Origin of the sequence: Sulfitobacter sp. 1A13679, assembly GCF_043557115.1 — a bacterium.
GTDB lineage: Bacteria > Pseudomonadota > Alphaproteobacteria > Rhodobacterales > Rhodobacteraceae > Sulfitobacter > Sulfitobacter faviae.
The window spans coordinates 24,408-39,370 of record NZ_JBIFFO010000015.1 but is presented as its reverse complement, the minus strand read 5'-3'; the positions used below and the strand labels follow the sequence as shown (position 1 = coordinate 39,370).

The 14,963-nt window shown below is 63.8% G+C and carries 14 protein-coding genes; 2 read left to right on the top strand and 12 right to left on the bottom strand.

Annotation, left to right across the window (positions count from 1 at the left end):
• Positions 1 to 28: 28 nt before the first annotated feature.
• Positions 29 to 1,411, bottom strand: a complete 1,383-nt coding sequence (locus tag ACGYLA_RS12790; protein WP_394432919.1) for a PQQ-binding-like beta-propeller repeat protein — start codon at positions 1,409 to 1,411, stop codon at positions 29 to 31.
• Between the two features lie 67 nt (positions 1,412 to 1,478).
• Entirely contained in the window at positions 1,479 to 2,183 is a 705-nt protein-coding gene (locus ACGYLA_RS12785) for a tetratricopeptide repeat protein (RefSeq protein WP_271689662.1), read from the bottom strand.
• Between the two features lie 151 nt (positions 2,184 to 2,334).
• Here ACGYLA_RS12785 and ACGYLA_RS12780 point away from each other — a divergent pair, with 151 nt between their 5' ends.
• A complete protein-coding gene (locus ACGYLA_RS12780) occupies positions 2,335 to 2,784 on the top strand; it encodes a DUF302 domain-containing protein (RefSeq protein WP_271689661.1) in 450 nt (149 codons plus the stop codon).
• 22 nt (positions 2,785 to 2,806) lie between these two features.
• On the opposite strand, the gene ACGYLA_RS12775 is transcribed toward ACGYLA_RS12780, so the two are convergent.
• The 3 genes from ACGYLA_RS12775 to ACGYLA_RS12765 all read right to left on the bottom strand — a co-directional run bounded on the left by ACGYLA_RS12775 (position 2,807) and on the right by ACGYLA_RS12765 (position 7,723).
• Positions 2,807 to 3,637: an ion transporter gene (locus tag ACGYLA_RS12775; protein WP_394432917.1), complete on the bottom strand. Its 831-nt coding sequence runs from the start codon at positions 3,635 to 3,637 to the stop codon at positions 2,807 to 2,809.
• 102 nt (positions 3,638 to 3,739) lie between these two features.
• Complete coding sequence (locus ACGYLA_RS12770; RefSeq protein ID WP_394433027.1) at positions 3,740 to 5,524, bottom strand: ABCB family ABC transporter ATP-binding protein/permease; 1,785 nt, start codon at positions 5,522 to 5,524, stop codon at positions 3,740 to 3,742.
• 204 nt (positions 5,525 to 5,728) lie between these two features.
• Positions 5,729 to 7,723: a LysM peptidoglycan-binding domain-containing protein gene (locus tag ACGYLA_RS12765; RefSeq protein WP_394432915.1), complete on the bottom strand. Its 1,995-nt coding sequence runs from the start codon at positions 7,721 to 7,723 to the stop codon at positions 5,729 to 5,731.
• A 104-nt stretch (positions 7,724 to 7,827) separates the two neighbouring features.
• Between ACGYLA_RS12765 and ACGYLA_RS12760 the strand changes: the two genes are divergently transcribed.
• Entirely contained in the window at positions 7,828 to 8,376 is a 549-nt protein-coding gene (locus ACGYLA_RS12760) for a TIGR00730 family Rossman fold protein (RefSeq protein WP_394432913.1), read from the top strand.
• Here the strand turns inward: ACGYLA_RS12760 and rarD are convergent.
• From rarD to ACGYLA_RS12725, 7 genes are all read right to left on the bottom strand, one after another.
• Positions 8,313 to 9,233: an EamA family transporter RarD gene (gene rarD, locus ACGYLA_RS12755; protein ID WP_394432911.1), complete on the bottom strand. Its 921-nt coding sequence runs from the start codon at positions 9,231 to 9,233 to the stop codon at positions 8,313 to 8,315. The genes ACGYLA_RS12760 and rarD overlap by 64 nt on opposite strands.
• A 66-nt stretch (positions 9,234 to 9,299) precedes the next feature.
• Positions 9,300 to 9,755 (bottom strand): host attachment family protein, encoded by a 456-nt coding sequence (locus ACGYLA_RS12750; RefSeq protein WP_209218648.1) that lies wholly within the window; start codon positions 9,753 to 9,755, stop codon positions 9,300 to 9,302.
• Positions 9,752 to 9,961: a hypothetical protein gene (locus ACGYLA_RS12745; RefSeq protein ID WP_067266439.1), complete on the bottom strand. Its 210-nt coding sequence runs from the start codon at positions 9,959 to 9,961 to the stop codon at positions 9,752 to 9,754. The genes ACGYLA_RS12750 and ACGYLA_RS12745 overlap by 4 nt, the downstream gene beginning before the upstream one ends.
• Positions 9,962 to 10,218: 257 nt before the next feature.
• Positions 10,219 to 10,818 (bottom strand): superoxide dismutase, encoded by a 600-nt coding sequence (locus ACGYLA_RS12740; RefSeq protein ID WP_271689654.1) that lies wholly within the window; start codon positions 10,816 to 10,818, stop codon positions 10,219 to 10,221.
• 122 nt (positions 10,819 to 10,940) lie between these two features.
• Entirely contained in the window at positions 10,941 to 11,519 is a 579-nt protein-coding gene (locus ACGYLA_RS12735) for a sarcosine oxidase subunit gamma (protein WP_394432909.1), read from the bottom strand.
• Complete coding sequence (locus ACGYLA_RS12730) at positions 11,512 to 14,529, bottom strand: sarcosine oxidase subunit alpha family protein (RefSeq protein ID WP_394432907.1); 3,018 nt, start codon at positions 14,527 to 14,529, stop codon at positions 11,512 to 11,514. Before ACGYLA_RS12730 ends, ACGYLA_RS12735 begins: the two co-directional genes overlap by 8 nt.
• A 61-nt stretch (positions 14,530 to 14,590) precedes the next feature.
• The gene (locus ACGYLA_RS12725; RefSeq protein WP_209218644.1) at positions 14,591 to 14,920 is read right to left on the bottom strand and encodes a sarcosine oxidase subunit delta; all 330 of its coding nucleotides are present in this window, start codon (positions 14,918 to 14,920) and stop codon (positions 14,591 to 14,593) included.
• Positions 14,921 to 14,963: the final 43 nt, after the last annotated feature.

Here is a 14,963-nt window from a genome sequence, read left to right as displayed (position 1 = left end):
CAGACACGCGCCTTAGCCTATTTGCGGCCTAACGGAAAGCGTGCAATTGCCCCTTGGTGGAGACGACATATAGCGTGCCGCCCGCCACGACGGGGGCGGTTGTCGCCCCGCCGGGGATTTGGGTGGTGCCGGTCAGCCCGCCGCTCACGGGGTCAAAGCTGCGCAGCACCCCGTCGTTCGAGGCCACGATCACGCGCCCCCCGGCGATGATCGGGCCGTAGTGGGCCACCACTTCGGATTGCTTCTTGGGCTTGTCCTTGACGAAATTCGGCAGCGGCGTGCCCCAGATGCGGCGACCCGTGCTGGCGTCGAGTCGGACCAGTTCGTTCAGGTCCGTCACCGCAAAGACAGAATCGCCCGCAGGCCAGACCGGACCAATCGCCCCGTCGCGCGCGACCCATTTGCGGTCGCCGCTGTTGACATCCAGCGCGGCCAGACGGCCCGAATGGTTGCCCACATAGACGGTCCCGTTCGAGACCACAGGCGCACTTGTCACATCGCCCACAAAGCTCAGCGCGCGGCCCGGACGTTTGCCCAGAACAGAGGTCGACCACCGCTCAAGCCCGCCTTGGCGGAACAGCCCCTGCACCTCGCCAGAGCCGAAGGCGAAGATCGCCAGATCGCTGGTGACGGCGGGCGCAGGCGCGCCCAAAACGTTGCTAAGGCTGGTGACCGCACCGGTTTGCCACTGAATGCGGCCAGTAGCCTTGTCTAGCGCCCAGCCGGTATCGTCGCCCGCCGTGAGATAGACCAGATCGCCCGAGACGGTCGGCGTGCCCGAACCGGTGGCGTCAAGGTCTTGGGTCCAGCGCACGCCGCCCGTCGTCACGTCGAGCGCGGCCAAAATGCCAAAGCCCACGGAGACATAGAGCGTTTCCCCATCCACGGCGAGGCCGCCACCGGTGGCTTGGCCTTCGCGGTCGGATGCGGGGGTGAGGTCACGGGTCCAGAGCGTTTGGCCTGAGGTCGAGGTCGCGGTGACCTGCGCCCCGGCGTCGAGCGTAAAGACACGCCCGCCCGCCACCACCGGATCGGCGGTGATACGTTGTTTGCGGCTGTCGCCCGCGCCGATATCGGCGCTCCAGACCGGCTGCAAGGCGGTCCGCAGCGCGGGATGGCTGATGCGGGTCGCGGCGGTGCCGATGCTATGGGTCCAATTGGCGTTGTTCACCGTGCCGCCCAGAGCGATGGCGCGGCTGGTATTCTCTGGCACGGGGCCAGTGGCGGCGTCGAAGGCAGGGTCTTGCACACCGGGATTTTGCAGCACTGCGCGCACGTCTTCGCGTTTGCCCGGCAGATAGGTCTGCTCATCCGCGCAGGCCGCTAGCAGCAGCGCGGCACCGATGGCCCCCGCCACGCCCAGACCCCGCAGACCCGCTTGCCCGGGTTCGGTTTCGCGATGCTTCGTCATGGACCTGCTCACTTTCTGTCTTTCCTCAACCTTCACGCCCCCGCCATTTTTGGCGGGTGGATATGTGTCAGTCACCCGTTGCTTCGGGGATCTCCAGCGCGGCCTCTGCGGCGGCGCTCTCGTCACCCGGTTCTTCACCCAAGGCCACAATCACCTGAAGGGCGCGTTGTTGCAAGTCCGGGGTGGTTTCCGCGTCGGAGAGAATGGACTGGTAGCGCGCCACGGCCTTGTCGGTCTCACCCTCTTGGATGTCGATCAGGGCCAGTTGCTCTTCTGCCAACAGGCGGAGCGGGGCACCAGGCTGGGCCAGCGCTTCGAGCGCCTGACGCCGCTCAGCCACGGGCACGGATTGGCCCTGAAGGGTCACGATCTTGAACTGCGCCAAGGCCCGATAGATCGGCGCGAGGTCACCGTCGAGCGCGATAGCATCCAGCTGTTCCACGGCGGCATCGGTTTCACCCGCCTCGGCCAGCGCATCGGCGCGCATGAAGTTAAGCACGGCGCGGGCACCGGGGCCATCCGCCTCGATCGGAGCGAGCGCTTCGGCGCGGGCATTGCTGGCATCCGCTTCGAGCGCGGCAAGCATCGCGTCCCCCAAAGCTTCGGCCTCGGCCCGCTCCTGTGCTTTGCTGTATTCGTTCCACGCGGCACCACCAACGATGGCCACCACGGCCAGCACGGCGATCCAACCATAGCGGCGCAGGTAGCCGTATAGCCGGTCGCGGCGGACCTCTTCGTTCACTTCGTCAATAAAACTGTCGGTATCGCTCATCGCGCCCTGCCCCCGGCCTGATTTTGCCCCTCTTACCGCGCGTGGCCAGCCAAGCCAAGACCCAGCGAACCGCAGCGCCTTTTCGCCGACCGCTTGGCCCGGGGGCGCGTCACGCTAGGTCAGGGGCAGAATGCAGCGAAAGGAGACGACGATGAAAGCGATTGCACTGGCGGCAGGTGTCGTGATGGCGGCCATGCCCGCATTGGCGCAGGATTTGGTGGCCAAAGTCTCACCCCATGACGTGCCCACGACGATGGACCGGTTGGAAAGTGCGGTTGAGGCAGCAGGGGCCGAGGTCTTTGCCCGGGTCGATCACGCCGCCGGGGCCGAAAAGGCCGAGATGGAATTGCGCCCGACGCAGCTTTTGATCTTTGGCAACCCAAAGCTCGGCACCCCCGCGATGCAGGATGCCCAGACCGCCGGGCTGGATCTGCCGATGCGGGTGCTGGTCTACGCCGATGGCGAAGGTGCCGTGCATGTGACCTATGCCGCGCCTGAAACGCTGGTCACCGCCCACGGCCTGCCCGAAGAGGCGGAATATCTCACCAAGATGACCAAGGCGCTGGACAATCTCACCGCCAAGGCGATCGGCGAGGAATAACGCCCTCTCCCCGCCCGGCCTCTTAGGGTTTGGGCGGGGTGTTCTGCGCCTTGATCAGGTTTTCCAGATCGGTCAACCGCGACATGACCTCATCGCGGTAGGTGTTGGTCTGCTCGTTGCTTTCTTCATGATGCGCGTCTTGCATCGAGTTCACGATCAGACCGACCAAAAGGTTCACCACCGCGAAGGTGGTCACCATGATAAAGGGCACGAAGAACATCCAAGCATAGGGATAGACCTCCATCACCGGGCGCACGATGCCCATCGACCACGACTCGAGCGTCATGATCTGGAACAGCGAATAGCCCGACTGGCCAAGCGTGCCGAACCACTGCGGAAAATCCGCGCCAAAGAGTTTGGTGGCCATGACGGAGGCGATGTAGAAGATCACTCCCATCAGCAAGAAGACCGAGCCCATGCCGGGCAGCGCGTTGACCAGCCCCTCGACCACGCGGCGCAGCGAGGGCGCGACCGAGACGACGCGCAAAAGCCGCAGGATGCGCAGGGCCCGCAGAACGCTGAGCCCTTGGGTGGCCGGGATCAGCGAGATGGCGACGATGACGAAGTCAAAGATGCTCCACCCGCGTTTGAAGAAATCAAGCCCGCGCCCGAAAAGCTTGATCGCGATTTCGATAACGAAGATGGCCAAACAAAAATGGTCCAGCAGCAGGATCAGCGGCCCGGCCTGCGCCATCACCTCGTCCGAGGTTTCAAGCCCCAAGATCACGGCGTTAAAGAGAATCACGCCCAGAATGAAATTCTGGAACGAAGGGCGGTCGGCCAGCCGGGCTGCGCGCGCGCGCAGCGAGGTCTGCGAGGGGGTCGAAAGATCGGTCATGGCGGTAGATATCATGCGCCGCCCCGCACAGTGCAAGAGCAGATCGCCCGCAAATGCCCCCCTCGGCGACAATGCCCCGCTGCCTGCCGAAACAGAAGGCGGGGCCAGCTTCGCCGTCTACTCTTCTTCCGCCTGCTGGCGCTGCCAAAGCTGAGCATAGCGCCCACCTTGGGCGAGCAGCACCTCATGGCTACCCTGTTCGATGATCTCGCCCTTCTCCAACACGACGATGCGGTCGGCCTCGGCGATGGTCGAGAGGCGGTGGGCGATGGTCAGCACCGTGCGCCCTTGGCCCGCGCGGCGCAGCGCGTCTTGGATCTCATGCTCCGTCTCGCTGTCGAGCGCGCTTGTGGCCTCATCCAAGAGCAGGATGGGCGGGTCTTTCAGCAGGGTCCGCGCGATGCCCACGCGCTGTTTCTCGCCGCCCGATAGTTTCAGGCCCCGCTCGCCCACCGTGGTCTCATAGCCCTGCGGCAGCGCCATGATGAAATCATGGATCTGTGCGGCGCGCGCGGCGTCCTCGACCTCTTCCTGCGTCGCCCCATCGCGGCCATAGGCGATGTTGTAGCCAATGGTGTCGTTAAACAGCACCGTGTCCTGCGGCACCACGCCGATGGCCATATGCAGCGAATGCTGGGTCACGTCGCGCACGTCCTGCCCGTCGATCTTGAGCGCCCCGCCCGCGACATCGTAGAAGCGAAACAGCAGCCGCCCGATGGTGGATTTGCCCGAGCCGGTCGAGCCGACGATCGCCACCGTCTCTCCCGGTTTGGCCTCAAGCGAGATGCCTTTGAGGATTTCACGGTCGGTGTCATAGGCGAAACGCACGTTCTCCAGTGTCACATGGCCGCCAGTAACCTTGAGGTCTGGCGCGTTAGGCTTGTCGTCAATCTCAGCCGGTTGTTCGAGCAGGCCAAACATCTGCCCCATGTCCACCAGCGCCTGACGGATCTCGCGGTAAACGGTGCCGAGGAAGTTCAGTGGCACGGTCAGTTGGATCATGTAAGAGTTCACCATGACGAAGTCGCCGACGCTCAGCTCGCCGCTTTGCACGCCCATCGCCGCCATGACCATGACGCCCACCAGCCCGGCGGTGATGATCAAGGCTTGGCCAAAGTTCAGGAAAGCGAGCGAATAGTTAGTCTTGATCGCCGCGTTCTCATAGTCGGCCATCGCCAAATCATAGCGCGCGGCCTCACGCCCCTCGGCGCCGAAATATTTCACCGTCTCGTAGTTCAGCAGGCTATCGATTGCCTTTTGGTTGGCGTCGGTGTCGCTGTCGTTCATCTGCCGCCGCAGGCGCACGCGCCATTCGGTGACGGCAAAGGTGAACCAGACGTAGAGCGCAATGGTCACCGCCACGACCGCCAGATACCAGACGTCAAAGAGCACGGCGAGGATCATGCCCACGAGGATCAGCTCAAGGATCAGCGGCCCGATGGAGAAGAGCAGGAAGCGCAGCAAAAAGTCGACACCTTTGACCCCCCGCTCGATGATCCGGCTGAGCCCCCCGGTCTTGCGGGTGATGTGATAGCGCATCGAGAGTTTGTGGATGTGCTGGAAGGTCTCAAGCGCCAGCATCCGTAGGGCGCGCTGCCCGACGCGAGCAAACACCGCATCGCGGACCTGTTGAAAGCCCACCCCCATCAGTCGCGCCATGCCGTAAGCCACGGTCAGACCAATCGCGCCAAGCGCCAGCATCGGCGTCCCCTCGCCCGCCAGCGCATCCACCGCGTCGCGGTAGAAGAACGGCGTGGCGACGATGATCAGCTTCGACACCAGCAGCGCCAGCATGGCCAGAACCACCCGGCGTTTCACCCATGGCATATCCTTGGGCCAAAGGTAGGGCGCGACCTTGCGCAGCACCAGAAAGCCCGACTGCCGCTCGGCGGCGTCGATCATCTCGGCCTCTGTGGGGATGCGTTCGGGCTTGGGCGTCTTGCGGTCGCGCCGCCGCGCGGCGTTAGATTGGTCTGTATCGGCTGGCATGGGAATTCCTGAAGTGATTACAGGCTACATAGGCCCCATGGCCTTGGGTTGCCAGTACCGGGCGGCGCACAGCCGCTCTGCGCGCTGCGAATGCCGCCCCGGTTTTGGCCGCTTAAATCACTCCGATGCCGGGTCTTCGGGCAAGTCGAAAACCTGTCCGGGATAGATCAGATCGGGGTCGCGGATATTTGCGCTATTGGCCTCGAAAACCTTCACATAGAGCAGAGGATCGCCATAGCGCGCACGCGAGATTGCCCAGAGCGTATCGCCTTTTTGCACCGTCACCGCGCTGAGCGGGCCGGTCAGCCCTTCGGTAGCCGCGGCCAGCACCTCGGGGGATTCGCGTTTGAAGGGGGTCTCTACCCGGCTGGTCACATTGCCGCCGCGGGAAAGCTCATCTACGCGCAGGGTATAGACGCCCTCATCGACATTGGGCAGATCACCCCGCCAGCGGCCCTCTTGATCGACCGGCAGGCTGATCACGGCGTTATTGTTCAGATAGACGCGCACTTCGCGGGTGTCCGGCTGGGCACGGCCCGCCAGTTGCACATCGCCCTGATCGGAGTAGCCGATGGTGTCGAGCGCCACATTGGTCATCACCTGCGGCGGCGCGGTGTCGAGCCGTTCGACCCCTTCGGCGGTGGATTTCAACACCGGAGCGGGCGCGGGCGGCTTCGCCGGTGCGGCGATGGTGTCGGGCTCCTCCGCAGGGGCGGGGGTCGTGGTCTCGGGCGCCGATGGGCTGCGGTCCGCGAGGTTCGGGGCCTCGGTCACGGCGGCGGGCGGTGTTTGCGTGAGGGTGGCGTCTCTCTCAGTAGTTCCCGTCTCTGCCAGTGGTGTGGCTTGAGATGGCGCGTCACCGTCAGCGTTTGGCGCGGCAGTCTCGCCCTCTTCGGTGCCGGTTTCCGCCAACGGCGTCGCTTGGGAAGGCGTGGCGCTGGTGTCTGCCCCCTGATCGGCGGGACCGTCTTGCTCCGACGGCGCGGCGTTCACGTCTTCAGCTGTACCCGTTTCCGCCATTGGTGTGGCTTGGGACGGCGCGGTGTTGCTATCCGCGCTCTGCCCGGCATCACCGTCTCGATCCAAGGCCGCCGCGCTCTCGTCCTCCGCGGTGCCTGTTCCCGCCATCGGCATCGCTTGAGAAGGTTGCTCCGACGTTCTGCTCTCTACGTCGGCGGTCCCGGTATCCGAAAGCGGCGTGGCCTGAGGGGGGGCGGAGGCGACCTCATCTTCGGCGATAGCCGGGTCTTGCTCTGTCGATGCGGTGTCTTCGTCCGTGTCAGCCTCGTCTTGCGTCGACTGTCCTCGGTCCGCCTCGACGTCTTGCGCGTCCGCATTGTCGGTCGCATCGCGCTCCGCCTCGGCTGTGGCCCTTCCGGCCAGCGGGGTCGCTTGCTCCGGCTCCACAGCGGCTGGGTTTTGACCCGTCGCTGCCGCCTTCTCCTCATTAGCTTCGTTTGCAGTTGCCGAAATCGACCCTTCCACCGTGGTCTCAGAGGTTTCAGGCTCTGCCGCCTCGTCCGACTGTGTGGCCCCCTCCTCAACCGACGCAACCGGGCTTTCCTCCGGCGCGATATCGGCCTCCGCCAACTGCACGGGCGCTGCCCGAGGGGTGAGAATAATCTCCTCCTCCGAAGCAAGCTTTGCCGCGCCGTCCTGCCCCAAAAGCGTCAGCACATGGCCCTTGCCATCGGGCGGGATCATGGCAAGGGTCGCGAATTTCCCGGCCCCATCGGCGGTGGCGCGGGCCACCTCTTCGCCATCCTTCAACACGGCCACGGTGCTGCCGGGCGCCGCGCGGCCCGCGATCACCGTCATGCCGTCGCTTTCGCGGCGCACTTCGTCAAAGGCCGGGGCCTGCGGCGCTGCCTCGGGCTCGGTTGCCGCCTCACCCTCAGGGCCGACCGAGACACCTTTCACAGCATCCGGCACCAGCGTGGCATTCTCAGGGGTGGCATCGCGTTCGGGGAGCACGGCAACCGTTTCGGGGGCTGCCTCCTCCGGCGCGCCGCGCTTGCTGCCGATCCAAGCGCCAAGCGCCAGCACCGCCGCCGCAAAGGCGCCCGCCGCCATCGCCCCCATGCCGCCAGACCGGCCAAATCCCTTGAACATTCTCAACTTCCCCTGTGGTTGAGCCTTTTTAGCAAGCAGGCTAACAGGGGTCAAAAGCGCAGACGATCCGCGCCGAATTTTCCTAATCATCAGGACGCTTTACCATGCAACATTCTGTCTGTGTCTATTGCGGCTCCCGCCCCGGAGACGACGAAGCCTTCACCCAAGACGCCGAAACACTGGGCCGCGGTCTGGCCGAGGCCGGGCTGCGGCTGGTCTATGGCGCGGGCGATGTTGGGCTGATGGGCAGCGTCGCGCGTGCGGCCCAAGCCGCAGGCGGCGATACCTTCGGCGTGATCCCCGCGCATCTCGTGGCATGGGAAGTCGGCAAGACCGATCTCACCCGCTATATCGTGACCGAAACGATGCACGAACGCAAAAAGGTGATGTTCATGAACTGCGATGCCGTGGCGGTTCTGCCCGGCGGCGCGGGGTCATTGGACGAGCTGTTCGAGGTGCTGACATGGCGCCAGTTGGGCCTGCATGAAAAGCCTATTTTCCTTGTGAACACAAACGGATACTGGGATCCTTTCATGTCGCTCATGAACCATGTCGTGGCCCATGGTTTTGCCGATGCGACGCTACTGGATTACGTCACCGTGGTGCCGGATGCCGATGTCGCTCTCAGCGCTTTGCGCCGCGCTTTGTCCTGACGGAAGGTGCTGACGGAATAGACCGCCAGCGCGCACCAGATCAGCACGAAGGCCTGCACATGCCAGCCCGTGAAGGGTTCGCGAAACAGGACCACGGCGCAGAAAAATTGCAAGGTCGGGTTGATGTAGCTTAGCAATCCGGCCGTCGCCATCGACAGCCGCCGCGCCGCATAGCTGAACAGGATCAGCGGCGTTGCGGTGATCGGCCCGGCGAGTATCAGCAGCGCCGTATCGCGGAAGGAGGCCCCGAAGGCCCCCGCCCCATTGTCACCCGTTTGCCACAGCACGAGCACCGCAAGGGGCGACAACAGCAGCACCTCAGCGGTGACGGAGACGACCGGCCCCACCGCCAACCTCTTTTTTGCCAGCCCATAAAGCCCAAAAGACGCCGCCAGCGCCATGGCGAGCCAAGGCGCAGTGCCCAAACCATAGGTGAGCAGCGAAACCGCGACTGTCACCAGCCCCACCGCACAAAGCTGTACGGGGCTCAACCGCTCGGCAAAGACCAGACGGCCCAGCAGGACCGAGACCAGCGGGAAGATGTAATAGCCTAAGGCCGCCTCTGTCGCCTGCCCGCTCTGAACCGCCCAGATGAAGAGGTACCAGTTCGTCGCGATCACCAGCGCCGCGAAAGCGAGCAAGCCAAAAGCCCGCGGCCCGGCCATTGCGTCAAAAATCGCCCGCAACCGCCGCTGCGCGGTCAGCACGATCACGAAAAACACCAGCGACCATAGGGTGCGATGGGCCAGCACCTCGGCGGGGGGCACATGCGACAGCAATTTGTAGAAGATAGACGACAGCCCCCAGATACAGCAGGCCGCGATCATGGCGGCGAAACCCTTGGTGGTGTCGGTCATGGGAAATCCTTGGCGCGGTAGACTGCTTCCTTGTGAAGGCAATCAATTCCCGCGCCAAGGGAAAACTCAGGCTTGGGCCAATTCCCCGGCCACGATCTTTTCGATCTCGTCGATGGGGTGGTTGGTCAGGGTCTTGGGGATTTCCCCTACCACCTTGCTCTGCACCTCTTTGTGGAGGTCATCGCGCAGGTCGCCCAGTACTGCCGGAGGGGCCACCAAGACGATCCGATCAAAGCGGCCCTTATGGGCCAGCTTGTAAAGGATGTCGGACAAGTCCTTGGCAAATCGCTCTTTTTCCAGCTCATGCCAATCCGTGTCGTCAAAGGCAGAGCGGTGCCCGCTCGGACCATCGCTCATCCGACCGGGGCGATTGGCGGCTTGCTCCCGCGCCGGTGGGTTCTCCTGCTCTTCCTTGCGCACGACTTGAAGATAGGGGTCTTCGCCATCGGTGTGGTTTTGCAGGAAAAGGGCCTTTTCGCCATCCGCGATCAGCACCCATGTGTCTTGGCTGAGTTTGGTCATGAAGGCTCTCCATGGTTGCGTTTGTCTTCGCCGGTGACGCGGGTCACGCCGTCTTCGCCCTTTTCGGCGCGGCGCATGGCGTCTTGGGTGCCAACGTCCTTTTGCAGATCACCCCCGGCGCGGCCACCTTGGTCTGGCGTCTCGGTATCGGAGAGGAATTTTTCGGTCTCCTTGCTACCGTCGTTGGATCGCTTCCGCTCGGCCATGTTGTCCTCCTTTTTTTACGTGAAGTCTCAGGAGAAAAACATCCGCGAAGGGTCTTGGGTTCCAACGAAAAAACCCCGCAGCAGGCTGCGGGGTTTCTGTCTTGTTCGGGCTGGCCGTAAGGCCGCGCCGCCATATCACAGACGCTAGGCGACGTTGTCCCAGTTCACCCAGCCTGCGGCGTAGCCGTGGGCGTCGGTGACTGGGAGAGCGCCACACGCATCAGGCGCGAGCGGCTCTCGCACGCGCCGCCGCTAGATCACATGCGCGACGCGACGTTGTCCCAGTTCACAAGGTTGTCGAGGAAGTTCGACAGGTAGTCGGGGCGCGCGTTGCGGAAGTCGATGTAGTAGGAATGCTCCCACACGTCACAGCCGAGCAGCGCAGTCTGGTCGAAGCAGAGCGGGTTCACGCCGTTCTCGGTCTTGGTGACCTTCAGGCTGCCGTCTTTGTCTTTCACCAGCCATGCCCAGCCGGAGCCGAACTGGCCTGCGCCCGCGGCCTTGAACTCGTCCTTGAACTTGTCGACGGAGCCAAAGCTTTCGGTGATCGCCTTTTCCAGCTCACCGGGCATCTTGTTGTCTTCGGGGCTCATCATTTCCCAGAACTGGTTGTGGTTCCACAGCTGAGAGATGTTGTTGAAGATGCCGGACTGGGCCACGGCGTTCGGGTCATAGGTGCCCTTGATGATCTCTTCGAGGGTCTTGCCCTCCCACTCGGTGCCCTCAATCGCCTTGTTGCCGTTCGTGACATAGGCGTTGTGGTGCTTGTCGTGGTGGTATTCCAGCGTTTCCTTGGACATGCCCTTGGATGCAAGCGCGTCGTGGGCATAGGGGAGATCGGGAAGTTCAAAAGCCATTTCTGGGCCTCCTCGTTTGGAAATTTCGCTGTGGCCACTTGATGGGGATCGAGCAGCAACGTCAAGGTCAACGTCTGCAAATCACATCCGTTCCGAGAGAAATAGTCAGTTTTTCTCTCGGCTTAGGCCGTTTGGAAATGGCCGACCGCGCTGCCGGGCTGGGCCGCGACGCAAAGCTGGTCGAACATATACCGCGCGACCGATCGAAAGCAGATCACCTCAAAGGCGCCATCGTCGCGCAGCCAAAAGGCGGCGGGCACCTGCCCCATCCGCGTGCGGCGGAACATGCCGGGGGTGAATTGATCTGGGGCGAGGTCGACCGGAGCGAGCTTGGCCATCACCTCGCGCGCATGGGGGCCTTCGACACGAAACAGCGCCCGCGCGCCCGAGACATCCACCGCCGTGGTATGGGTATCCTCAAAAGCCGCGTGCAGCCGCGCCAGCACCTCGGGCACCTGCGCGTGGGGGAAAAAGAGCAGCAATTCATCGGGCGACATCCAAGCCACCCCGGCATCCCCGGCGAAGCGGCATTGCCCGCGCTTGGGGCGCTCCACCCCGGTGAGTTTCTTGGTCACCTTGCGCAGATAGGGCGCATCAAGATCGCCGCGGATGGTGATCATGCCCAAGGGCCCCACTTCGGAAATCACAGCGATACCAGAGACATAGCGGGCGTTCTTCAATGCGCTTACGGGTTCAGACATTCTGTTTCTCCCCCTTGGGATCATAAAACACCGGATCGACGATCCGCGCCTCATAGGTCTTGCCATCGGTGCCGGGGAAGGTCAGCACCTCGCCCATCCGGTCCGGTCCATGCAGCACCAGCCCCATGGCGATGCCCCGGTCCAGCGTCGGCGAATGATAGGAGGAGGTCACCCGCCCCTGCATCACCTTCTGGCCGTTCTCATTCTCACCTTCGCCAAGCGCATAGGCCCCATCCGGCAGGGTGCTGCCATCGGTCGTCTCAAGCCCCACCAGTTTCCAGCGGGTCGGATCCTGCATATGGCTGCGCTGTTGCGCGCGTTTACCAAGGTAGTCGTCCTTCTTTTTCGAGATCGCCCAGTTCAGGCCAAGGTCTTGGGGGATCACCGTGCCGTCAGTCTCATCCCCGATCATGATGAAGCCCTTTTCAGCGCGCAGGATGTGCAAACATTCCGTGCCATAGGGCATCACGCCCAAGTCATGCCCGGCGATCAACAGCGCGTCCCAGAAGGCCTGCCCCTGCCCCGCCTCAACCGCGATCTCATAGCTCAGCTCGCCAGAGAAAGAGATGCGGAAGACACTGACCTTGAAGCCGCCCAATTCGCCCTCGGTCCACTCCATCAAGCCAAGCGCCTCGCGGCTGAGGTCCATCCCGCCGAGTTTCTCCAGACATTTGCGCGCGTTGGGGCCGACCACGGCCACTTGCGCGTAATGTTCGGTGGCGTTGACCACATGCACCTTCCAATCCCACCACTCGGTCTGGAGCCATTCCTCCATATGGGCATGGATGCTGTCGGCCCCGCCGGTGGTCGTGTGGCAAAGGAAGGTCTGCTCATCCAGCCGCGCCACGACGCCATCGTCGATCAGGAAACCATTCTCGTTGCACATCAGCCCATAGCGGCATTTGCCGGGTTTCAACGTCGACATCATATTGGTGTACATCATGTCGAGGAACCGCGCCGCATCCGGGCCACGCACGATCAGCTTGCCAAGGGTCGAGGCATCCAGCAGGCCGAGGTTCTGGCGTGTGTTCGTCACCTCCCGCATCACCGCGTCATGGGTGCTTTCACCGTCTCGCGCATAGGCATAGGGCCGCCGCCACTGGCCGACCGGTTCCCAAACCGCGCCGTTGGCCGCGTGCCAGTCATGTAGCGGGGTGCGGCGGATCGCCTGGAAGGTATCGCCCCGCGCCGCCCCCGCAATCGCGCCCATCGAAATCGGGTGGTAAGGCGGGCGGAAGGTGGTGGTGCCGACGTTGGGGATCTCTGCATCCAACGCCCCGGCGAGCGTGGCCAGCCCGTTGATATTGCTAAGCTTCCCCTGATCCGTCGCCATGCCGAGCGTGGTATAGCGTTTGGCATGTTCGACCGAGACGAAGCCCTCTTGCGCGGCCAGCCGCACGTCCGAGACTTTCACGTCGTTCTGATAGTCCAGAAAGGTCTTCTCGCGCAGTTTGACGCTGGCGCCCTGCGGCATTTGCCAGACCGGCATCATCGGCGCTTCCTCGCGCCGCGCCGCCGTGGGTGCCGCCAGATCGCGCGGCAGTTTGAAGCCGAGCGACGTCGCCACCCCATCTGCGGCAGCATGGGCGTCATGCAGCACGTCGTCGAGGGCAAAGACCCCCGCCGCCGCCCCCGCTGGCGTCACGAAACCATGGCCGTCTGCCCCGGTGGGCGGGTGGTCCTGATCGGGGCGGAAACAGGCTTTCGCCCCGTCCCATGTCAGCTTGCCGCCGCAATGAGACCACAGATGCACCACCGGGGACCAACCGCCCGACATGGCCACCGCATCGCAGGCGATCTCTTCCAACACGGCCCCTTCGCCCGCCTGCGAACAGACGGCCACACCGGTCACCCGCTTGCCCCCCTGAACCGAGGATACCGCATGGCCCATGACCACCCGAATGCCAAGCGCGCGGGCTTGGGCCACCAATTCGCTGTCTTGCGGCAAGACGCGGGCATCCAGCACGGCGGGCACATCAAGCCCCGCCTGTTTCAGCGCAATCGCCGTGAGATAGGCGTTGTCGTTATTCGTCACCACCACGGTGCGGTCACCCGGTGAGACCCCGTAGTTCGCCACATAGTCGCGCATGGCCGAGGCCAGCATCACGCCCGGCACGTCATTGCCCGCAAAGCTCAGCGGCCGTTCGATCGCGCCCGTGGCGGTGATCACATGGGCCGCCCGTACGCGCCAAAGCCGATGACGTGGGCCTGCGCTCTCGGGGGCATGATCCCGCAGCCGTTCATAGCCCAGCACATAGCCGTGATCGTAAACCCCTGCCCCCATGGTCCGGTCGCGCAGGTCCACATTCTCCATGCTGCGCAAACGGTCGAGCGTTTGCGCGATCCAGTCCTCCACCGGCGCGTCGTCGACCGTGCCGCCGTCAACCGGCGCCCGACCGCCCCAATGGGCCGACTGCTCCATCACGATGACACGCGCACCGCTCAGGCCCGCGGCCAAGGCGGCCTGAAGCCCCGCGACACCGCCGCCGATGACCAGCACATCGCAGAAGGCGTGGAAATGCTCATAGGTGTCGGCATCTGCCGCCTTGGGCGCTTTGCCCAGACCAGCGGAATGGCGGATGATCGGCTCATAGAGATGCTTCCACAGCGGGCGCGGATGCATGAACATCTTGTAGTAGAAGCCCGCGGGCAGAAAACGGCTGAGGTGTTTGTTGATCCCGCCCACGTCGAACTCAAGGCTCGGCCAGTGGTTCTGGCTTTCCGCGGCCAACCCCTCGTAAAGCTCGGTCGTGGTGACGCGGGCATTGGGCTCGAAATGCCCCTCTTGGCCAAGACCGACCAGACCGTTGGGCTCTTCGGGGCCGGAGGTCACGATGCCGCGCGGGCGGTGGTATTTGAACGAACGCCCGACCAGCACCTGATCATTGGCCAACAGCGCCGAGGCCAGCGTGTCGCCCTCATAGCCGCGCATTTGCTTGCTGTTGAAGGTAAAGCTCAGCGGTTTGCTTTTGTTCAGCAGGCGGCCGCCTGTGGCCAGTCTTGTGCTCATCGTGGAAAACCTTGGGGGCTGAGGATGGGGTGAATGCCGGGGCGAGAAACGAGGTCGGGGGCTAGCTGGCGCGCTGCCACTGCCAATCGGGATGGCGTTTGCGGATCGCCTCAAGGATGTGATCCGGCGGGGCGAGGGTCTGCGCGGGATAGCTGCCAAAGACTTCGAGCGTGGCGGTATCGCGGGCCATGTGGAACCACTTGCCGCAGCCATAGACATGTCGCCAACGCTCAAGATGCACGCCCTTGGGGTTCTCACGCATGAAGAGGTAACGCTCGAAATCCTCTTCGGAGCCGCCGGGGCCGATACGTTTCAAATGCGCCTCCCCGCCGCCGTGAAACTCCGTCTCTTCGGCGGTGACATGGCAGCAAGGACAGGTGAGGATCAGCATGGGCAGGCTCCTGCGCGGGTAGAGAACGGCAAAACGCCGCCCC